Origin of the sequence: Plantactinospora sp. B6F1 (assembly GCF_040120695.1) — a bacterium.
Lineage (GTDB): Bacteria > Actinomycetota > Actinomycetes > Mycobacteriales > Micromonosporaceae > Plantactinospora.
Genome location: NZ_JBEEAC010000010.1, coordinates 166,408 through 185,699 on the forward strand (window position 1 = coordinate 166,408; position 19,292 = coordinate 185,699).

18 protein-coding genes are annotated in these 19,292 nt (G+C 70.5%); 7 read left to right on the forward strand and 11 right to left on the reverse strand.

Annotated features, from left to right (window positions below; all coding sequences use genetic code 11):
- Positions 1–170 precede the first annotated feature (170 nt).
- Complete coding sequence (locus ABNF97_RS16020; protein ID WP_349338989.1) at positions 171–1,544, forward strand: cell division protein PerM; 1,374 nt, start codon at positions 171–173, stop codon at positions 1,542–1,544.
- 259 nt (positions 1,545–1,803) lie between these two features.
- Here ABNF97_RS16020 and ABNF97_RS16025 read toward each other — a convergent pair whose 3' ends face one another.
- Complete coding sequence (locus ABNF97_RS16025; protein WP_349338990.1) at positions 1,804–2,340, reverse strand: DUF4190 domain-containing protein; 537 nt, start codon at positions 2,338–2,340, stop codon at positions 1,804–1,806.
- 29 nt (positions 2,341–2,369) lie between these two features.
- The gene (locus ABNF97_RS16030) at positions 2,370–2,660 is read right to left on the reverse strand and encodes a CD225/dispanin family protein (RefSeq protein ID WP_130462063.1); all 291 of its coding nucleotides are present in this window, start codon (positions 2,658–2,660) and stop codon (positions 2,370–2,372) included.
- A 263-nt stretch (positions 2,661–2,923) separates the two neighbouring features.
- On the opposite strand from ABNF97_RS16030, the gene purH reads away from it, so the two are divergent.
- From purH to ABNF97_RS16045, 3 genes are all read left to right on the forward strand, one after another.
- Positions 2,924–5,122, forward strand: a complete 2,199-nt coding sequence (gene purH / locus ABNF97_RS16035) for a bifunctional phosphoribosylaminoimidazolecarboxamide formyltransferase/IMP cyclohydrolase (RefSeq protein WP_349338991.1) — start codon at positions 2,924–2,926, stop codon at positions 5,120–5,122.
- Positions 5,123–5,630: 508 nt separating this feature from the next.
- On the forward strand, positions 5,631–6,500 hold the full coding sequence (locus ABNF97_RS16040) for a Scr1 family TA system antitoxin-like transcriptional regulator (RefSeq protein WP_130462065.1): 870 nt from the start codon (positions 5,631–5,633) through the stop codon (positions 6,498–6,500).
- Positions 6,493–6,678 carry a DUF397 domain-containing protein gene (locus ABNF97_RS16045; protein WP_130462066.1) on the forward strand — a complete coding sequence of 62 codons (186 nt, stop codon included), beginning with the start codon at positions 6,493–6,495 and terminating at the stop codon, positions 6,676–6,678. The genes ABNF97_RS16040 and ABNF97_RS16045 overlap by 8 nt, the downstream gene beginning before the upstream one ends.
- A gap of 96 nt (positions 6,679–6,774) precedes the next feature.
- On the opposite strand, the gene ABNF97_RS16050 is transcribed toward ABNF97_RS16045, so the two are convergent.
- The 6 genes from ABNF97_RS16050 to ABNF97_RS16075 all read right to left on the reverse strand — a co-directional run bounded on the left by ABNF97_RS16050 (position 6,775) and on the right by ABNF97_RS16075 (position 13,160).
- Positions 6,775–7,296, reverse strand: coding sequence for a hypothetical protein (locus ABNF97_RS16050; RefSeq protein WP_349338992.1), 522 nt, complete (start codon positions 7,294–7,296; stop codon positions 6,775–6,777).
- 92 nt (positions 7,297–7,388) lie between these two features.
- Complete coding sequence (locus ABNF97_RS16055) at positions 7,389–8,465, reverse strand: ABC transporter ATP-binding protein (RefSeq protein WP_349338993.1); 1,077 nt, start codon at positions 8,463–8,465, stop codon at positions 7,389–7,391.
- Complete coding sequence (locus ABNF97_RS16060; protein ID WP_130462069.1) at positions 8,452–9,498, reverse strand: oligopeptide/dipeptide ABC transporter ATP-binding protein; 1,047 nt, start codon at positions 9,496–9,498, stop codon at positions 8,452–8,454. The genes ABNF97_RS16055 and ABNF97_RS16060 overlap by 14 nt, the downstream gene beginning before the upstream one ends.
- A 4-nt stretch (positions 9,499–9,502) precedes the next feature.
- Positions 9,503–10,432, reverse strand: coding sequence for an ABC transporter permease subunit (locus ABNF97_RS16065; protein ID WP_130462070.1), 930 nt, complete (start codon positions 10,430–10,432; stop codon positions 9,503–9,505).
- Positions 10,433–10,445: 13 nt separating this feature from the next.
- Positions 10,446–11,384 (reverse strand): ABC transporter permease subunit, encoded by a 939-nt coding sequence (locus ABNF97_RS16070; protein WP_130462071.1) that lies wholly within the window; start codon positions 11,382–11,384, stop codon positions 10,446–10,448.
- Positions 11,385–11,528: 144 nt separating this feature from the next.
- Positions 11,529–13,160: an ABC transporter substrate-binding protein gene (locus ABNF97_RS16075; RefSeq protein ID WP_130462072.1), complete on the reverse strand. Its 1,632-nt coding sequence runs from the start codon at positions 13,158–13,160 to the stop codon at positions 11,529–11,531.
- A 474-nt stretch (positions 13,161–13,634) separates the two neighbouring features.
- On the opposite strand from ABNF97_RS16075, the gene ABNF97_RS16080 reads away from it, so the two are divergent.
- Both ABNF97_RS16080 and ABNF97_RS16085 read left to right on the forward strand, forming a co-directional pair.
- Complete coding sequence (locus ABNF97_RS16080) at positions 13,635–14,516, forward strand: bifunctional methylenetetrahydrofolate dehydrogenase/methenyltetrahydrofolate cyclohydrolase (RefSeq protein ID WP_130462073.1); 882 nt, start codon at positions 13,635–13,637, stop codon at positions 14,514–14,516.
- Positions 14,517–14,668: 152 nt separating this feature from the next.
- Positions 14,669–15,619, forward strand: coding sequence for a malate dehydrogenase (locus ABNF97_RS16085; RefSeq protein WP_130462074.1), 951 nt, complete (start codon positions 14,669–14,671; stop codon positions 15,617–15,619).
- A gap of 62 nt (positions 15,620–15,681) precedes the next feature.
- Here the strand turns inward: ABNF97_RS16085 and ABNF97_RS16090 are convergent, their stop codons facing one another.
- Positions 15,682–16,500 carry an MBL fold metallo-hydrolase gene (locus tag ABNF97_RS16090; protein WP_130462075.1) on the reverse strand — a complete coding sequence of 273 codons (819 nt, stop codon included), beginning with the start codon at positions 16,498–16,500 and terminating at the stop codon, positions 15,682–15,684.
- Positions 16,501–16,581: 81 nt separating this feature from the next.
- Between ABNF97_RS16090 and ABNF97_RS16095 the strand changes: the two genes are divergently transcribed.
- The gene (locus ABNF97_RS16095) at positions 16,582–17,799 is read left to right on the forward strand and encodes an NADP-dependent isocitrate dehydrogenase (RefSeq protein WP_130462076.1); all 1,218 of its coding nucleotides are present in this window, start codon (positions 16,582–16,584) and stop codon (positions 17,797–17,799) included.
- 296 nt (positions 17,800–18,095) lie between these two features.
- Here the strand turns inward: ABNF97_RS16095 and ABNF97_RS16100 are convergent, their stop codons facing one another.
- Both ABNF97_RS16100 and ABNF97_RS16105 read right to left on the reverse strand, forming a co-directional pair.
- The gene (locus tag ABNF97_RS16100) at positions 18,096–18,539 is read right to left on the reverse strand and encodes a VOC family protein (RefSeq protein WP_130462077.1); all 444 of its coding nucleotides are present in this window, start codon (positions 18,537–18,539) and stop codon (positions 18,096–18,098) included.
- 103 nt (positions 18,540–18,642) lie between these two features.
- Positions 18,643–19,212 carry a hypothetical protein gene (locus ABNF97_RS16105; RefSeq protein WP_130462078.1) on the reverse strand — a complete coding sequence of 190 codons (570 nt, stop codon included), beginning with the start codon at positions 19,210–19,212 and terminating at the stop codon, positions 18,643–18,645.
- Between the last annotated feature and the right edge of the window lie 80 nt (positions 19,213–19,292).

The following is a 19,292-nucleotide window of genomic DNA, read 5'->3' on the forward strand; positions in this document are numbered from 1 at the left end:
TTGAGCGCCCGGTGTCCGTGGCCCGGTCGCGCCGGCCGAGGTGTGGTGAGGGTGGAGCGGGCGGTCGCGGCGCCGACGCGAGGGCGGAGCGGATGTCGTGGTGGCTTCGGCCATCCGTACCGTTGTGTTGTGAACCGGGCCGACCCACTGCCGTGCCAGAGTAGGCGCTGATGCCACCACCCACCGTCCCCGACCGGCCGCGCCGGCCGGACCCGCCGGAGACCGAACCGGTCGAGCCGGCGGCCACCGCCGGAGCCGCCCCGCGACCGGCCGGGCGCCCCGGGCCGGCGGGCGACCGGGAGCGGCGCCGGAGCGCCCCGGCCAGAGACCACCGGGTACCCCGCCCGAGGCCGGGCGCGGCGGTACGTCCCGGCCGGGCTCCGCTGGCGGTCGCGGCGGCGGTGGCCGCCGGCTGGGCCGCCCTGCTCGGCTACCTGCCGGTCGCCGTGGTGCTGGGGGTGGCCCGGTTCGCCGAGGGCAGCGGTGAGACCGTCGACGCCGCCCGGCTGGGCCTGGCCGGATGGCTGCTCGGGCACGGGGTACCGCTACAGACCGATGCCGGGCCGTTCGGCCTGCCGCCGCTCGCCATCGCCATGCTGGCGGCCTGGCGGCTGAACCGGGCAGGTGTGCACGTCAGCCGGGCGGTCCGGGTCCGGGAGCGGCCGACGATGGGCCGAGCCCTCGCCGTCGCGGTGGCGGTCGGCGTCGGGTACGGCGTCCTCGGCGGGCTGGCCGCGCTGCTGCTCGGCGGGGACGGCCCGACCGCCGAACCCGTACGGGCCGCGGTGACGCTGGCCGGCTTCGGCATCCTCGCGGCGCTGTTCGGGGCGGCCCGGGCCAGCGGCGTACTGGTGGCGGTGGCCCGGCGTACCCCGCTGATGCTCCGGGACGGGCTGCGTACCGGGATCGTCGCCGCCCTGCTGCTGCTGGGGGCCGGGGCCGGAGTGGCCGGACTGGCGGTGGCCACCGGAGGCGGCGAGGCCGGCGACATGATCGGGGCCTACCGCACCGGCGTGCTGGGCCAGGCGGGCATCACCCTGGTCAGCCTCGGCTACGCGCCGAATGCCGCGGTCTGGGCCGCCAGCTACCTGCTCGGGCCCGGGTTCGCGATCGGCACCGACACGGTGGTCCGGACCTCCGAGGTCTCCATCGGAGCGCTGCCGGCCGTACCCCTGCTGGCCGGACTGCCGCAGGGGCCGCTCGGCGGGGTCGGTGGCGTCGTGCTGGCCGTTCCGGTGCTGGCCGGCATGGCCGCCGGCTGGCTGCTCGCCCGTCGCCGGATGCGCTCTGCCGCAGAGCGGAACGCGGCACCGCCCAGCTGGGCCGCACTCCTCTGCGCGGCGGCGGTCGGCGGCCCGGTCGCCGGGGTGGTACTCGGGGTGGCGGCCCTGCTCTCCGGCGGCCCGCTCGGCGGCGGCCGGCTCGCCGAGGTGGGGCCGGCCTACTGGCAGGTCGGCGCCGGGGCGACCCTCGTCGTGCTGATCGGCACCCTGATCGGCGCCGCCGCGACCCGGGCCGTGGCCCGCGCCGACCGGCGGGCCTGACGCTGGCCGGCGCGGTTTGAGGCTGGCCGGCGGGCTGGCGTTGCCCGGCGCGGTTTGAGGCTGGCCGGCGGGGCTGGCGCTGCCCGGCGGGGTCGGAGGCTGGCCGGCGGGGTCGGAGGCTGGCCGGCTGGCCGGCGGACTGGCGGCTGGCCGGCGGGCTGGCGTTGGCCGGAACGCGCTTGGGGCGCCCCGGGAAGTCCGGAGCGCCCCAACGCGGTTGTCCCGACTCCGGGCGGCCGCACGGCCGCCCGGCCGGTCGTTACGGCATGTAGGTGAAACCGTTTGCGTTCATCACGACCGCGAGGATCAGGTTGACCACGCCCAGCAGCAGGCCGATGGCACCGCAGATCAGACCGGCCAGGGCCTGGCCACCGTTGCTGGCCTCGCCCCGGCTCACCTTGCCCCGGCCGAGGATGCCGAGCACGACACCGGCGATGCCGGCGAGGATGCCGAGCGCGGCACAGCACGCCGCCGGAATCGAGATGATGCCGACGATCATCGCGACCAGGCCGAGGGTGTTGTTCTGCCCGCCGACCGGTCCATATCCCGGGGTCTGGTAACCGGGTGCCGCACCGTAGGGCTGGCCCGGCATCGGCTGCTGACCGTACGGATCCTGGTACGGCTGCGGTGCGTCCTGGTACTGCGGCTGCCCGTACGGCTGACCCGAGGTCGGTTGCCCGTACGGCTGACCCGAGGTGGGCTGCGGCGGCTGCGCGTACGGATCCTGGCGCTGGGCTGCGTTCGGATCCGACGGCTGCTGTCCGTACGGGTCCTGGCCTGGGTTGCCGGGCTGCATGACGGAACTCCTTCGACAGGTCTCTCAGACTAGATGCTCGACGCCGAGTTGGCGCTGATGATGAAGCTGACGACGCAGCAGAGCAGCGAGACCACCCAGAGGCAGATGCCGATGATCAGGGCGAGCTTCGACCACTTGCGGGACTCGGCGGCGGCGGCCTGGGCCGCCGGGTAGTTCCCCTGCTGGAGCAGGGGGTTCACCTTGGAGGCGTTCATGATGGCCGGGATGGCCAACGGCCAGAACAGGAAGATCGCGACGATGGACATCGTCATGTTGTTGTTGATCTCTTGCGGCGGGTGTGAGGGGTAACCGGGTTGCATGTGTGTTGGGCTCCTTGGGCCGGCACTCAGCGCACGTATGAAATTGCGAGGGGCTATCTTCCGGGGCCAGGTCACTGCCCCGAGCGTCCGGCAGCGTACCTAATCAGCGCCACTTTGGTGGCCCGCTCGCCGCCCGACATGCCGATAGTGATCGACACCGCTCTCCCGGCCCGACCCGGCGGGCGGGTTCCTCGACCTGATGGGTGAGGTGCACGGATCGCGCCGCCGGGAGGCCGGCCGGACCTGCCCGGTAGGGTGCTGGGGTGACTGAGCCCGCCTCGGCAGCCCGCATCGTCGTCCTCGTCTCCGGCTCCGGGAGCAATCTCCAGGCCCTGCTCGACGCCGGTGCCGACCCGGCGTACGGCGCCCGGGTGGTCGCGGTCGGCGCCGACCGGGACGGCATCGCCGGGCTCGACCGGGCCGCCGCGGCCGGGGTGCCGACCTTCGTCGACCCGGTGAAGGCGTACCCGACGCGCGAGGACTGGGACAGGGCGCTCACCGCGCACGTCGCCGGGTACGAGCCCGACCTGGTCGTCTCGGCCGGCTTCCTCAAACTGGTCGGTCCGCACTTCCTGGCGGCCTTCGGCGACCGGTACGTCAACACGCACAACTCGCTGCTGCCCGCGTTCCCCGGCATGCACGGCCCGCGCGACGCCCTCGGCTACGGAGTCAAACTCGCCGGGGCCACGCTCTTCTTCGTCGACGCCGGTGTCGACACCGGGCCGATCGTCGCCCAGGTGGCGGTGCCGGTGCTCGACGACGATGACGAGGAGACCCTCACCGAGCGGATCAAGGTGGCCGAGCGGCGGCAGCTCGTCACGCAGGTCGGCCGGTTGCTCCGGGAGGGTTGGACGATCACTGGAAGGAAGGTCACGATCGGAGTGAGCGACACGAGTTCCGGCGCGGACGGCCGGCGGCCGATCAGGCGCGCGCTGGTCAGCGTCTACGACAAGACCGGGCTGGTCGAGCTGGCCCGGGCGCTGCACGGCGCCGGAGTGGAGATCGTCTCCACCGGCAGCACGGCGGCGACCATCGAGGGGGCCGGGGTCCCGGTCACTCCGGTCGACTCGCTGACCGGTTTCCCCGAGGTGCTCGACGGCCGGGTCAAGACGCTGCACCCGAAGGTGCACGCCGGGCTCCTGGCCGATCTGCGGTCGCAGCGGCATGCGGCGCAGCTCGGTGAGCTGGGTATCGCCCCGTTCGACCTGCTGGTGTCGAATCTCTACCCGTTCACCGAGACCGTGGCGTCCGGCGCGGACTTCGACGAGTGCGTCGAGCAGATCGACATCGGCGGGCCGGCGATGGTCCGGGCGGCGGCGAAGAACCACGCCTCGGTCGCGGTGGTGACGTCGGTGTCGGCGTACCCGTCGGTGCTCGCCGCCCTGGCCGACGGCGGCTTCAGCGCCGGGCAGCGCCGGCAGCTCGCGGCCCGGGCCTTCGCCGACATCGCCGAGTACGACGTGGCGGTGGCGAACTGGTTCGCGGTGCGGACCGGGCCGGAGGAGCAGCAGTGGCCGGCCTTCGCCGGTCAGGTGCTGACCGCGCCCACGCCGCTGCGGTACGGCGAGAACCCGCACCAGGCCGCGGTGCTCTACGTCGACCCGGCGTCCCCGCCCGGGCTGGCCCAGGCGGAGCAGTTGCACGGCAAGGAGATGTCGTACAACAACTACGTCGACGCGGACGCGGCCTGGCGGGCGGCGAACGACTTCACCGACCAGCCGGCGGTGGCGGTCATCAAGCACGCCAACCCGTGCGGCATCGCGGTCGGCGCCGACGTGGCCGAGGCGCACCGCCGGGCGCACGCCTGCGATCCGGTCTCCGCGTTCGGCGGGGTGATCGCGGTCAACCGACCGGTCTCGGTCGAGATGGCGCAGCAGGTCGCCGAGGTCTTCACCGAGGTGCTGGTGGCACCCGATTTCGAGCCGGGTGCGGTGGACGTGCTCTCCGGCAAGAAGAACATCCGGTTGCTCCGGGCACCCGCCTTCGCGCCGTACCCGGCCGAGTGGCGCCTGGTCAGCGGCGGCGCGTTGGTGCAGATGGCCGACCGGGTGGACGCGCCCGGTGACGATCCGGCCGGTTGGCGGCTGGTCACCGGCGAGCCCGCCGACGAGTCGACCCTGGCCGATCTCGCCTTCGCCTGGCGGGCCGTGCGGGCGGTGAAGAGCAACGCGATCCTGCTCGCCGCGGACGGTGCGACCGTCGGGGTCGGGATGGGGCAGGTCAACCGGGTCGACTCGGCGCACCTGGCGGTCTCCCGGGCCGGTGCCGAGCGGGCCAGGGGCGCGGTCGCCGCCTCGGACGCGTTCTTCCCGTTCCCGGACGGGCTCCAGGTGCTGATCGACGCCGGGGTCCGGGCGGTCGTCCAGCCCGGCGGCTCGGTACGCGATGAGGAGGTCGTCGCGGCGGCGACGGCGGGCGGGATCACGATGTACCTCACCGGAACCCGGCACTTCTTCCACTGAACCTCTTCAACCTGAACCACCTCTTCAACCTGGACCGCGTGGCGCTCACGCACCGCGTCCGACCTTGCGGTCCGGCGGACCGCAAGGAAGGTTGGAAAGGTTCACCGACCGCCTCGCTGAGCGCCGACATGGCTCACGTCCCTGCCCGGCAACGGGCAGGGACCAGGCGCAGCCGATAGTCCTGAGGAACATTCGCAATCGCTGGCTATCGCGGCAGACCGGGTGCCGGAATCATCTGAAAAGCAGAGCGGACCGCCCTCGCCAGAGGCGCGACCGGCGCCATCATCCGCACCAGCAGGCCGACCAGAGGCGATGTCCGTCGCGGCCGTAGCAGGCCGGATCAACAGTTCCGAACAGGACGTCCTTTCCTCGCTTTCGCCACTGGAATTAGTTATTAGAACTGTCTAAGGTCGGAAAAGCGGATCGACCGGCCGCTATTCCGTATAACGACTGGTCGACTGTTTCACCATGGATGATTTTCCGTGCCGATTTGAAACAGGGGGACCACATGACCGACACCGGATCTTCGGTGCCACGCCGGCAGCTCGGACGTCACCTGCGGATCGCCCGCGAGCAGGCAGGGCTCGGACTGGAGGCCGCCGCGCATGAGTTGGAAGTCTCCCGGACCACCATGTACCGGATTGAGACCGGCGGTGCGGCCGTCCGCAAGGCCGACGTTCTCGCCATGTGCAAGGTCTACGGGGTGTCGGACGAGATGACCGAGGCACTGATCGGCCTGGCCACACAGACGAAGACGAAGGGCTGGTGGCACGCGTACGGCGACGCCATCCCCTCCTGGTTCGAGCTGTACGTCGGCCTGGAGGCAGCCGCTTCGCGCCTCCGCCACTGGGAACCGGCGTCCTTCCCCGGACTCCTCCAAACCCGGGAGTACGCCACGCATCTCCTGCGATCTCACCCCGACCTCCCCGGCCAGGAGGTTGAGCGTCGGGTAGAGGTCCGGATGGAACGCCAACATATCCTCCGCCGGAGGAAGCCCGCGGCGCCGCAGTTGGAGATCATTCTCGATGAGGTGGTGCTGCGCCGCCGGGCACCCGGAATGGCAGGTCAACTCGCGCACCTACACTCGGTGGCGAGCAGCGAGACCGCGACCATCCGTGTAGTGCCACTGACCGTCGAGCCGAACTGGGCCCTCGCCGGCAGCAACTTTGTGATCCTCGACTTTCCGTCGACCGGCCTGCGCACCCCGGAGCCGACCACGATCTACAGCGAGTCGCTGACCGGCGCGATCTATCTGGACCGGCCGACTGAGGTGGCGGCGTACGCTAAGGCATGGAGAGCGCTCGAAGCGTTGGCGCTCGACCCCTCCCGGTCAGCCGACCTGATCGCGATGATCGCCAAGGAGTGCAGCGATGACTAACCTGACCGGCGCCCAGTGGCGCAAGAGCAGCCGGAGCAACGGATCGGGTGGACAGTGCGTCGAGGTCGTCGACAACCTGCCCGGCGTCGTCGGCGTACGCGACAGCAAGGACACGTCCGGCCCCATCCTGATTTTCACCCCGACCGTCTGGCGGCGCTTCGTGACGTCGATTCGATAGCCGAACTGGCCGGAGACGTACGTCGACCGATCTGGTTTCGCGGTGCCTTCGTCCTCTGCGACCGGCAGCCACGCGCCACTAACGTGTGGCTGCCGGTCAACTGATTTTGAGGGTGAGAACGCCGGTCGCGCCGCCGGACCGGCTGGCCCGTACGGTCCAGCAGCCGGCGACCGGGAAGTTCCAGCCGGTGCCCCACTCGTCGCCAGGCCTGGTCCAGCTGCTGCCGCCGTGCCCGATCGGTCCCCAGACCGGTTCGATGGTGGTCCCGCCCGGACCGGTGGCCCGGATGCTGAAGGTGCCGGAGCCGGTCATCCGCCAGACGATCTTCTCTTCCACGCCGCTGCGCAGACTCGGACCGCCGCGTGGAAAGAGCAGTCCCCAGAAGGAGTTCCCGGTGTCCGCGACGCCCTGCACCTCGGGCAGACCGTCGGCCGATCGGGAGGCGGCCGCGCAGCTGGCGGCCGGCTCTGCGGCGGGTCCGGTCGTGGTCACCGGGCCGGTCGGGGACGACAACGCCCCGGCGGTCGGTCCGATGGCATCCGGGCCATCCTCGGCGCAGCCGAGCAGCGGCACCGCCGAGGCCAGCAGGGCCAGCGTCACGAGCAGTCTTCGCACCATGTAGACGAGAGCCCGGAAACCACTGTGAGGTTCCCGGGCCCTCCGTCCCCGCCGTCCGCACGGCCCGGCCTCGCGTTCGGCGGCCGGTCGGCTCAGGAGACGACGTGCTGCCTGAGTTCGGCGAAGTGGCAGGCCGACGGGTGCGGCTCGACGGCCCGGAGCACGAGCTGCGGCTCCTGGGTGGCGCAGATCTCCTGCGCCTTCCAGCACCGGGTGCGGAACCGGCAGCCCGACGGCGGGTTGGCCGGCGACGGTACGTCGCCGTCGAGCCGGATGACCTCGCGGTGCGCCCGGGCCTTCGGGTCCGGTACCGGCACGGCCGAGAGCAGCGCCTGGGTGTACGGGTGGGTCGGCCGCTCGTAGATCTCGTCCTCGGTACCGATCTCCACGATCTTGCCCAGGTACATCACGGCGACCCGGTCGGCGATGTGCCGCACCACCGACAGGTCGTGCGCGATGAAGATGTACGACAGCCCCAACTCGTCCTGGAGACTCTCCAGCAGGTTGATCACCTGGGCCTGGATCGACACGTCCAACGCCGAGACCGGCTCGTCACAGACGATGATCTCCGGCTTGAGCGCGAGCGCCCGGGCGATCCCGATCCGCTGCCGCTGCCCACCCGAGAACTGGTGCGGATACCGGTTGATGTGCTCCGGGTTCAACCCGACCAAATCCAGCAACTCCTGCACCCGCTGCCGGCGGGAGCCGCGCGGTGCCGCGTCCGGGTGGATGTCGAAGGGTTCGCCGATGAGGTCGCCGACGGTCATCCGCGGGTTCAGCGAGGTGTACGGATCCTGCATGACCATCTGCACGTTGCGGCGCATCCGGCGCAGCTCGGCGCCGGAGAGCTTGAACATGTCCCGGCCCTCCAGGATGGCCCGGCCCGAGGTCGGCGTCTCCAGCCGCATCAGCAGCTTGGCCAGGGTCGACTTGCCGCAGCCGGACTCGCCGACGATGCCGAGGGTCTCGCCCCGGTTCAGGTCGAAGCTGACCCCGTCGACCGCCTTGACGGCGCCGATCTGCCGCTTGAACACGATGCCCTGGGTGATCGGGAAGTGCTTGACGACGTTCTCGACCCGCAGCACGGTCTCGCCGCGCGGCTTGCCGGGTGTCGCCGGCCGGGTGCCGCCGGGGTCGAGCGGTGGGCGCGTCTGGTCAGAGTCGGCCATCGAGGACCTCCTGGGCGAAGTGGCAGGCGCTGGTTCGGCCGTCGCCGAGCGACCGGACGGCCGGCACGACGTCGACGCACTCCTGCCGGGCGTACGGGCAGCGCGGGTGGAACGGGCATCCGCTGGGGATGCGCATCAGGTTGGGCGGCAGGCCCCTGATGGTGGTCAGCCGCTGACCCTTGAGGTCGAGCCGGGGGATCGACTCCAGCAGACCCTTGGTGTACGGGTGCCCCGGTGCCTCGTACAGTGAGTGCACGTCGGCGTGTTCGACGATCCGGCCGGCGTACATCACGGCGATCCGGTCGGCCACGTCGGCGACGACCCCGAGGTCGTGGGTGATCAGGATCATCGCCATGTTCAGGTCCCGGCGCAGTTCGCCGAGCAGGTCCATGATCTGGGCCTGCACCGTCACGTCCAGCGCGGTGGTGGGTTCGTCGGCGATCAGTACCGCCGGGTCCAGCGCCAGCGACATCGCGATCATGACCCGCTGCCGCATACCGCCGGAGAACTGGTGTGGGTAGTCGCCGACCCGCTGCCGGGCCGCCGGGATCTTGACCAGTTCCATCAGCTCGATCGCCCGGCGCTTGGCCTGGGCCCGGGACAGTCCCTCACGCAGCCGCAGTACTTCGCCGATCTGCCAGCCGACCGGGAAGACCGGGTTCAGCGCGGAGAGCGCGTCCTGGAAGATCATCGAGATCTGCTTGCCGCGTACCTTCCGGCGCTCCTCCTCGGGGAGCTTCAGCAGGTCGGTACCGCGGTAGCGGATCTGGCCGGCCGGAATGACCGCCGGGGGCATGTCCAGGATGCCCATGATCGCCTGGGCGGTCACCGACTTGCCGGAGCCCGACTCGCCCAGTACCGCGAGGGCCTCCCCGGCGTCCAGGTGGTACGAGACGCCGTTGATCACCTTGGCCACGCCGTCCCGGGTGTGGAACTCGACGAACAGGTTCCGTACCTCGAGCAGGTGCCCGCCGTCGGCACCGGCGTTCTGCCGGCCGGGCAGCGGGTCGCGTTCGTTCGGATGCACCGCCATGTGATCACCGCAGCTTGGGGTCGAAGGCGTCGCGGATCGCGTCGCCGAGCATGATGAAGGCCAGTACGGTCAGCGCCAGGAAGGTCGAGGGCACCACCAGGGGGATCGCCGACTCGCGCATGTGTGCCCGGCCGGCGTCGATGTCGATTCCCCAGGAGATGGTCGGAGCCCGCAGGCCGATGCCGAGGAACGAGAGGGTCGCCTCGGCGGCGATGAAAGAGCCGAGCGCGATGGTCAGCACCACGATCACCGGGGCCAGCGAGTTGGGCAGGATGTGCCGCCACATGGTCCGGCCGTTGCCGGCGCCGAGCATTCGGGCCGCCGCCACGTAGTCCTGCTGCTTGGCGCTGATCACCGAGGACCGGATCACCCGGGCGGCGGTGGTCCAGCCGAGGATCGCGAGTACGAAGATCACTGCCATGATCCGGATGTTCGGGTTGTCGCTGCTGATCCGCTTCAGCATCACGATCGCGGCGAGCAGCAGCGGTACGCCGAGGACCACGTCGACGATCCGGGACAGTGCCGCGTCGATCCATCGGCCGAAGTAGCCGGCGAGCATGCCGACGGTGATCGCGATCAGCCCGGTGACCAGCGCCGAGAACGCGCCGACCAGCAGGGACGCCCGGGCGCCGTAGACGGCGCGGGCGTAGGTGTCGCAGCCCTGGAAGTCGTACCCGAAGGGGGCGCCGCCGCCGGGGCCGGCGTGCTGCCGGGCCAGCGTGCAGTCGTGCGGGTCGTTCGTGGTGAACAGGCCGGGGAAGGCCGCCATCGTGGTGACCAGCAGGACCAGTACCAGCGAGATCCAGAAGATCGGGTTGCCGCGCAGGTCGCGCCAGGCGTCGCCGGCCAGGCTGCGCGGCCGGGCCGCAGCGTCGCCCGACCCGGCCCTGCCACCGGACGACCCGGCCGCGGCGACGGTCTCCAACTCACTCATGCCTGTAGGTCCCTCACTCGTACCGGATGCGGGGGTCGAGGACGGCGTAGAGGACGTCCACCACGAGGTTCGACACCAGATAGACCACGACCAGCACGCTGACCAGGCCGACCACCAGGGGGCCGTCCTCGGTCCTGATGCCGCGGAAGAGGTTGAACCCGACGCCCGGGATGTTGAAGACGCCCTCGGTGATGATCGCGCCGCTCATCAGGTTGCCGAGTTCGACGCCGAGGAAGGTGATCACTGGGATCAGCGAGTTCCGCAGCACGTGCACGCTGACGATGCGGCGGGTCGGCAGGCCCTTGGCCTTCGCGGTCCGGACGTAGTCGGAGCGGAGGTTCTCGGCGACCGAGGTCCGGGTCAGCCGCAGCGCGGTGGCCAGCGAGAGGGAGCCGAGCACGATGCCGGGAAGCAGCAGGGCGTGGAAGCTGGGGTCGGCGCCGGCGGTCGGCGGGAAGAGCGGCAGCTTGACGCCGAGGAAGTACTGGGCGAGCGGCGCCAGCACGATGGTGGGGATGCCAAGGACCAGCAGGGTCAGCGCCAGGGTGGCGTTGTCGAAGACGCCGCCCCGGCGGAGCCCGGCGACGACTCCGGCGGTGACCCCGACCAGGATCGCCACCAGCAGCCCGATGACCGCGAGCTTCACGGTGACCGGCCAGGCCTGGGCGAGCATGTCGGTGATCTTCCGGCCGGTGAGCGAGTCGCCGAGGTCGCCGCGGAGCAGGTTGCCGACGTAGTCGAAGTAGCGGTAGAAGAACCCGCCGACCCCGGTCTGGTCGAGGTGGAACTTCTCGGTCAGGTACGCCCGCTGCGCCTCGCTGACCGGGCGCTCCCCGGCGAGTGCCTGGATGGGATCACCCTGTCCGGCGAACATCAGCGCGTACACGATCAGAGTGGTCCCGAAGAAGGCCAGGACCATCTGAAGCAGGCGACGCACGATGTAGCGGAACATCCTTGCCTTCTCCGTGAGGTGAGGTGGCTGGGGGGCGGTGCGCGGGAAGCGGTCCGGTGCGCGGGAAGCGCCGCGCGGTCGGAACGCGGGAAGCGGTCCGGGCCACCCGATTACCGGGTGGCCCGGACCGGCCTGTCGGTCAGCTCAGCTGACGACCTCGATCTTGGTCATGTCGACGACCTGGAAGAGGTCGACCTCGACGTTCTTGACCCGGGACGAGTGCGCGTAGACGTTCTGGCCGAACCGGAGCGGGATCACCGGCATCTCGGCGGCCAGGATCTCTTCGGCCTGCTGGTACTTCTTGACCGCCTCGTCCGCGGTCGCGGCGGCCGTGCCCTCCTGCACCAGGCGGTCGAAGTCGGGGTTGCTGTACCCGTAGTAGTTCGACGAGCCGTTGGTGGTGAACAGCGGGCCGAGGTAGTTCTCCATCGACGGGTAGTCCATCAGCCAGCCCAGCCGGATCAGGCCGACCGGCTGCTTCTTCTCCACCTTGGTCAGCAGGTCGGAGAACTTCGGCTCGGCCGTACCGACGCAGTCGACGCCCAGGTTGGCCTTGAGCTGGTTGCAGGTGGCGTCGACCCAGTCCTTGTGCCCGCCGTCACCGTTGTAGGTGATCTTCAGCTCGGCGGGTCCACCGGCGGCCTGGTAGAGCTCCTTGGCCTTGGCCGGGTTGAACTCGCAGGCCTCGCCGCAGGTGTCGTCGCGGTAGCCGGAAACCACCGGGGAGACGAACGAGCGCGCCGAGATCTGCGACTCCTTGAAGATCGACTTGCTGATCTCGTCCCGGTCGATCGCCATGGAGATCGCCTTGCGCACGTCCGGCCTGCTGAACTCCTCCTGGAACGTGGGGAACGCCACGAACTGGAAGGCCGAGGCGGGGCTCTGCTGGAACCGGTCGCCCAGGTCCGTCGGCGCCGTGCTCAGGCTCTCGGTCGGGACGGTCACGTTCACGTCGAGGTTGTCCGAGAGCACGTCCGCGTACGCCGCGGTGAGCTGCTGGTAGATCCGGAACTCGGCACCGGCGATCTTCGGCTTCTCGCCCGGGTACGCGTCGTAGCGCTCGACCTCGACCTTGGCGTCGTGCTGCCAGGTGCCCTTCATCTTGAAGGGGCCGTTACCGATCGGGGCGTCCTCGAAGTCGTCCTTGATCACTCCGGGTGCCGAGAAGGCGGCCGCCGGCAGCGGGTAGAACGCGGTGTAGCCGAGCACGGTCTTGAACTCGGCGTACGGCTTGGCCAGCGTCACCGTGAAGCTGAGGTCGTCGACCTTCTTCAGCCCGCTCATGGTGGTGGCCTTCGGCTCCGGCGCCTTCTGCGGGCCGTCGCCGTCCGGGTCCACCGACTGGAGGTCGTCGTAGCCGGCGATCTTCTCGAAGAAGTAGCTGTTGCCCTGGCCGTTCGGCGCGTAGGCGCCGTAGTTCCAGGCGTTGATGTAGCTGTCGGAGGTCACCTTCTCGCCGTTGTGGAAGGTGTAGCCGTCCTTCAGCTTGATCGTCCAGGTCACGTTGTCGGTCGAGTCCACGGACTCCGCGGCGACCTCGAACGGCCTGTTCTGCTCGTCGTAGCCGACCAGCGGGGTGAACAGGGCCGAGAGCACCTGGTTACCGCTCGACTCGTTGGTGTTGGTGGGAATCAGGTGCTGCGGTTCCGCGATCTGGATCGAAACCGTCGCATTCGGGTCGCTCTCCCCCGAGTCCCCGCCCCCACCACAGGCCGCGAGGCCGAGGGTCGCGGCAAGGGGGATGGCGGTCCAGGCAGCGAGCCTACGAACCTGCATTGAGCCTCCTCGTCTCCTTACGCTGAGCAGTCGCCACCACACAGAGGTAACGCTGTGCAACGCTCGGCAAAGGTAGGTCGAGGCAGGACGCCTGGCCAAACTAGATGGTTACGGGTCAGTAACACAAGGCCGGGGCAGGACTTGCGGACGTCCACTCTGAGCTGCTATTGCAGCTCCACGGCAGGTGTCGGATGAATTCGGTTTGCCAGCGCAGGAGGGGGCAAACCGGGCGGATGATCGGCATCCGGTCGCGGGCGTCCGACTCAGGAGTTCGTCCGGATTCACCCGGATGGGGTCTTCCATAATGTGGACAACTCCACAAAATCTCACTGAGCGTGACTAACAACACGGTTACTTATAGTAAGAATCTGGTGCCGGCCACGCGGCCGACCGGATGTTGGCCGAGTGACCGATCCCGGTACCGACCGGCCGGGTGCCGGCTCGGCCGGGCGTACCGCGTGAGACGATCTGCCTGTGACGGCCACCCTTCTCGACGGCAAAGCAACCGCGGCACGCATCAAGGACGAACTCCGCGACCGGGTCAAGGCGCTGGCCGAGCGGGGCGTCGTGCCCGGGCTGGGCACGGTGCTGGTCGGCGAGGATCCCGGCTCCCAGGCGTACGTCAACGGCAAGCACCGGGACTGTGCCGAGGTGGGCATCGCCTCGATCCGCCGCGAACTGCCGGCCGACGCCACCCAGGAGCAGGTCGACGCCACGATCGCCGAGCTGAACGCCGACCCGGCCTGCCACGGCTACATCGTGCAGCTCCCGCTCCCGGTCCAGCTGGACACCCAGCGGGTGTTGGAGATGATCGACCCGGACAAGGACGCCGACGGGCTGCACCCGGTCAACCTGGGCCGGCTGGTGCTCGGCTACCCCGGTCCGCTGCCCTGCACCCCGCGCGGCATCGTCGAGCTGCTCCGTCGGCACGACGTACCGCTGCGCGGCGCCGAGGTGGCGGTGGTCGGCCGGGGCAACACGGTCGGCCGGCCGCTCGGGCTGCTGCTGACCCGGCGCAGCGAGAACGCCACCGTGACGCTCTGCCACACCGGCACCCTCGACCTGGCCGCGCACACCCGGGCCGCCGACATCGTGATCGTGGCGGCCGGGGTGCCGGGCCTGCTCACCGCCGACATGGTCCGGCCGGGCGCGGTGGTGGTCGACGTCGGCATCACCCGGGTGCTCGGTGCGGACGGCAAGGGCCGCTACACCGGCGACGTCGGGCCCGAGGTCGCCGAGGTGGCCGGCAAGGTGGTGCCGATGCCCGGCGGAGTCGGCCCGATGACCCGGGCGATGTTGCTGACCAATGTGGTGGAGCGGGCCGAGGCCGGGCTGGAGCCAACCGAGCAGGGCTGACGGGCGCCGGCCCGGGCGGCCTCCGGCGGTGGCGCTCGCCGACGGACGCGGATGTGAGCGACGGCAGGCAATTCCGCCCCTGACCAAAACCGAACACTCCTGACTGATACCGTCCGGAAATAACCAGACGGGTATCAGGGAGTGGGACGACCATGGGCAAAAAGGTCACCGTAGTCGGTGCCGGCTTCTACGGCTCGACGACCGCGCAGCGCCTGGCGGAGTACGACGTCTTCGACACGGTGGTGATCACCGACATCATCGAGGGCAAGCCCGAGGGCATCGCGCTGGACCTCAACCAGTCGCGCCCGGTCGAGGGCTTCGAGACCAAGGTCGTCGGCGTGACGACCGGGAAGGGCGGCGAGGGCTACGAGGCGATCGAGGGCTCCGACGTCGTCGTGATCACCGCCGGGCTGCCCCGCAAGCCGGGCATGAGCCGGATGGACCTGCTGGAGACCAACGCCCGGATCGTCCGCCAGGTCGCCGAGAACGTTGCCAAGTACGCCCCGAACGCCGTCGTCATCGTCGTCTCCAACCCGCTGGACGAGATGACCGCGCTGGCCCAGATCGCCACCCAGTTCCCGCGCAACCGGGTACTCGGCCAGGCCGGCATGCTCGACACCGCCCGGTTCACCAACTTCGTCGCCGAGGCGCTCGGCGTCAAGATCGGCTCGGTCCGTACTCTCACCCTCGGCTCGCACGGCGACACCATGGTGCCGGTGCCGTCCCGCAGCACCGTCGACGGCAAGCCGCTGCGCGACGTGATGCCGGCGGAGCAGATCGAGGAGCTGGTGGTACGCACCCGCAACGGCGGGGCCGAGGTGGTCGCGCTGCTCAAGACCGGTTCGGCGTACTACGCGCCGTCGGCCGCCGCCGCCCGGATGGCCCGGGCCGTGGCGACCGACTCCGGCGAGGTCCTGCCGGTCTGTGCCTGGGTCGACGGGCAGTTCGGCATCTCCGGGGTCTACCTGGGTGTGGAGGCGGAGATCGGCCGGGAGGGCGTACGCCGCGTCGTGGAGACGCCGCTGGACGCCGACGAGATCGCCAGTCTGAAGGCCGCTGCCGAGGCGGTCCGGGCCAAGCAGGCCGACGTCGCCAACATGTGAGTCGGTGAGGAAGGGCCCCCGCTACAGCAGAAGGCGCTGTGCGGGGGCCCTTCCTTACCGTCCTACAGCGGGACGAAGGGCGTACTCAGGTGCGGGGTGCCGAGCGTGGCGGCCGGCCGGGCGGCCAGCTCGGTGAGCAGCCGCTCCCGCGAGCCCCGGGCGGTGACCGGATCGACCTCGTGCGCGTACGGCAGCTCGGGGGCGACCAGTTGCAACGCGTGTACCAGCAGGTCGCCGGTGAGTAGCAGGGTCTGGTCGGCGTACTCGACCAGTACCGACTGGTGCCCGGGGGTGTGCCCGGGGGTGGCCAGCACCCGTACCTCAGGGGCGAGCCGGAGGTCGCCGTCGAGCGCGTCCAGCTGGCCGGTGGCGGTGAGCGGGTCGAGCAGGTAGCCGGTGATCCCGGCCGGGTCGTGCCGGCCAACGGCCGCGATCTCGGCCCGTTGCAGCAGGTAGCGAGCGTTGCCGAAGTACGGCGTACCGGCCGCGCCGGTGACCGCCCAGCCGATGTGGTCGGTGTGCAGGTGGGTGAGTACCACCGTGTCGACCTGCTCCGGCGTGATGCCGGCGGCGGCGAGTTCGGCCGGCAGTCGCCCGGGGGTCGGTGCCCACCTTCGGGCGGGGGCGTCGGCGGGGCCGATGCCGGCGTCGACCAGGATCACCCGGCCGGCCGCCGGACCGTCGTCGAAGCGGAGCGCGAAGCACCGGAACGGCAGCTGCCACTGCCCGTCGGCGGTCACCGCGCCCGGGTCGCGTTCGTCGGCCAGTTGCCAGTGTGCGGCGGTTGCGGTCGGGAATGCCTCGGTACGGGGTTGGAAGAACAACCCCTCGGCGTCCGGTAGCGCGATGACGGTGATCGGACCTACGGAACAGCTGATCATGGCAGGCAGTGTATTGCCTCCCGACGCCATCCAGTACGCTCGTACTGCTAGAGCAGATGACCCGGAGAGGAGCGCCGGCCGATGGCGAAGATCAAGGTTACGAACCCGGTTGTGGAAATCGACGGCGACGAGATGACCCGGATCATCTGGAAGCAGATTCGCGATCAGTTGATCCTGCCGTACCTCGACGTCGACCTGCACTATTACGACCTGTCGATCCAGTACCGCGACGAGACCGACGACCAGGTGACGGTCGACGCGGCGAACGCGATCAAGCAACACGGCGTGGGCGTCAAGTGCGCCACCATCACCCCGGACGAGGCCCGGGTGGAGGAGTTCGGCCTCAAGAAGATGTGGCGTTCGCCGAACGGCACGATCCGGAACATCCTCGGCGGCGTGGTCTTCCGCGAGCCGATCATCATGTCCAACGTCCCCCGGCTGGTACCGGGCTGGACCAAGCCGATCATCATCGGCCGGCACGCGCACGGCGACCAGTACAAGGCGACCGACTTCGTGGTGCCGGGCCCGGGCACGGTGACCATCACCTACACGCCGACCGACGGCGGCGCCCCGATCGAGATGGAGGTGGCGAACTTCCCGGGTGGCGGCGTCACGATGGGGATGTACAACTTCGACGACTCGATCCGGGACTTCGCCCGCGCATCCTTCCGGTACGGGCTCGACCGCGGCTACCCGGTCTACCTCTCCACCAAGAACACCATCCTCAAGGCGTACGACGGCCGGTTCAAGGACCTCTTCGCCGAGGTCTTCGAGGCCGAGTTCGCCGCGGAGTTCGCCGCCGCCGGCATCACCTACGAGCACCGGCTGATCGACGACATGGTCGCCGCCGCGCTGAAGTGGGAGGGTGGCTTCGTCTGGGCCTGTAAGAACTACGACGGTGACGTGCAGTCCGACACCGTGGCGCAGGGCTTCGGCTCGCTGGGCCTGATGACCTCGGTGCTGATGACCCCGGACGGCCGTACTGTCGAGGCCGAGGCGGCGCACGGCACGGTCACCCGGCACTACCGGCAGTGGCAGAAGGGCGAGAAGACCTCGACCAACCCGATCGCGTCGATCTTCGCCTGGACCCGGGGGCTGGCGCACCGGGGCAAGCTGGACGGCACCCCCGAGGTGACCCGGTTCGCCGAGACCCTGGAGCAGGTCTGCGTGCAGACCGTCGAGGGCGGCCAGATGACCAAGGACCTGGCGCTGCTCATCTCCCGGGACGCCCCGTGGCTGACCACCGACGAGTTCATGGCCGCCCTGGACGGCAACCTGGCCCGCAGGCTCGCCGCCTGACCTCACGTGGGCCGGCGCGTGAAGCGACGAACGTCCAAGATCGTCCCTTTTGCGCCGTTACCGCCCAGGGGGTGACGTCGTTGCACAGGGTGGACGTGATGCCAGTCGCGTCCAGGAAGACCGGCCCGGTCACGGCCGCCGCGAGAGGCCCGTACCGGATGGAACGGTCTTCCCGGCTGTTGCGCACAGCCGGCCGTCCCTTCCCTGCGGGGGGCCCTGTCCCGGGCCCCCCGCGCCCTCATCTCCGGTCCGCCAACGAGTTCCGCGCGGTCACTCCTCGACCGAGTACCGCACGGTCACTCCTCGACCGGGGCCAGCGTCACCCGACCGTCCTCGGCCACCTGCCAGCCCGGGTTGTGCGCGACCTCCCAGAGCAGGTCGTTCGGGTCCGAGAAGTAACCGTGGTAGCCGCCGAAGGCGGCGCGCTGCCCGGACTTGACCACCGTCGCCCCGGCGGCGGCCGCCCGGGCCAGTACCCGGTCGACCTCCGCCGGACTCTCGACGTTGTGCGACAGGGTGAAGCCGGTCGGTGCGGGCAGCAGCGGCGTCCCGGCACCGAGGTCGGCGGCGAACGCCTCCGCCTCGAAGAGCCCGAGCACCACCCCCGGGGCCACCTGGAAAAAGAGGATCTCGTCCGGTACGTCCAGGGTCGGCGTCCAGCCCAGCCCGTCGACGTAGAAGTCCCGGGCCCGGTCCAGGTCCCGGGTGGCCACCGTGAGGAAGTGCACGCGCTGCTCCATGACCAGTCATTGTCCGACCCGTCCGGGGCCGGCGGTGCCGGGATCGTCGAGTTGCCCGGAGCGGGCCCGCCGAACCCGGCCCACCGGCCCGGATGGTCCGCGGTCAGTCCCGGCTGTCGGTCCGCGGGCCCTCCTCCGGGCCGCCGCCGGGCGGCTTCGGGCGGTGCCCCGCACAGGCCCGTTCGGCGGACCTGAAGGTTTCCGACTGTGGATCGAGGTCGGGTCCGCCCTCGATCCGGATCCCGCCGTCCGGCTCCGGGTCCGGGAACTTCGGTACGCCGTTCTCCCGCATGCACCGGGAGTACTCCCGGATCCGCTGTTGCGCCTGCGGGTCGAGTTTCGGCGGCTCACCCCCGTTCGGCAGATACTCCTGGCACTTCCGCTGCGCGGCATCCATCTTCGCCCGGTCGGTGCCCTCCGGCGCCCGCAGCCGGACCGCCCCGCCCTCGACCTCCGGATCGGGGAAGTCCGGTATCCCGTTCTCCCGCATGCACTGGCCGAACCGGCGAGCCCGGTCCTCCTCGTCCACCGGTTCCTTCCCACCGCCGCCATCGCTGGCACTGGCGGTGGGACCGCCGGCCGTGGCGATCCCCGGGTCCCGGTCGGTCCCGCCGCATCCGGCCACGCCGACCAGCAGCAGCAGACCGAGCAGCAGACCGGTTCTGGTGCGCATCGTCGTACCACCTCCGTTCCGACCGGCGGTCGCCGGCCGTGCCCAGTAGAGCCGGAGGCACCTTTCCCGGGCGTCACGGA

Coding starts and splice junctions, on each gene's coding strand:
- ABNF97_RS16045 (WP_130462066.1), top strand. CDS start 6,493: ATGACTAACCTGACCGGCGCCCAGTGGCGCAAGAGCAGCCGGAGCAAC.
- ABNF97_RS16020 (WP_349338989.1), top strand. CDS start 171: ATGCCACCACCCACCGTCCCCGACCGGCCGCGCCGGCCGGACCCGCCG.
- ABNF97_RS16105 (WP_130462078.1), bottom strand. CDS start 19,212: ATGCGCACCAGAACCGGTCTGCTGCTCGGTCTGCTGCTGCTGGTCGGC.
- ABNF97_RS16060 (WP_130462069.1), bottom strand. CDS start 9,498: ATGGCGGTGCATCCGAACGAACGCGACCCGCTGCCCGGCCGGCAGAAC.
- ABNF97_RS16070 (WP_130462071.1), bottom strand. CDS start 11,384: ATGTTCCGCTACATCGTGCGTCGCCTGCTTCAGATGGTCCTGGCCTTC.
- ABNF97_RS16095 (WP_130462076.1), top strand. CDS start 16,582: ATGGCGAAGATCAAGGTTACGAACCCGGTTGTGGAAATCGACGGCGAC.
- ABNF97_RS16040 (WP_130462065.1), top strand. CDS start 5,631: ATGACCGACACCGGATCTTCGGTGCCACGCCGGCAGCTCGGACGTCAC.
- ABNF97_RS16030 (WP_130462063.1), bottom strand. CDS start 2,660: ATGCAACCCGGTTACCCCTCACACCCGCCGCAAGAGATCAACAACAAC.
- ABNF97_RS16025 (WP_349338990.1), bottom strand. CDS start 2,340: ATGCAGCCCGGCAACCCAGGCCAGGACCCGTACGGACAGCAGCCGTCG.
- ABNF97_RS16090 (WP_130462075.1), bottom strand. CDS start 16,500: ATGATCAGCTGTTCCGTAGGTCCGATCACCGTCATCGCGCTACCGGAC.
- ABNF97_RS16050 (WP_349338992.1), bottom strand. CDS start 7,296: ATGGTGCGAAGACTGCTCGTGACGCTGGCCCTGCTGGCCTCGGCGGTG.
- ABNF97_RS16100 (WP_130462077.1), bottom strand. CDS start 18,539: ATGGAGCAGCGCGTGCACTTCCTCACGGTGGCCACCCGGGACCTGGAC.
- ABNF97_RS16085 (WP_130462074.1), top strand. CDS start 14,669: ATGGGCAAAAAGGTCACCGTAGTCGGTGCCGGCTTCTACGGCTCGACG.
- ABNF97_RS16055 (WP_349338993.1), bottom strand. CDS start 8,465: ATGGCCGACTCTGACCAGACGCGCCCACCGCTCGACCCCGGCGGCACC.
- ABNF97_RS16075 (WP_130462072.1), bottom strand. CDS start 13,160: ATGCAGGTTCGTAGGCTCGCTGCCTGGACCGCCATCCCCCTTGCCGCG.
- ABNF97_RS16065 (WP_130462070.1), bottom strand. CDS start 10,432: ATGAGTGAGTTGGAGACCGTCGCCGCGGCCGGGTCGTCCGGTGGCAGG.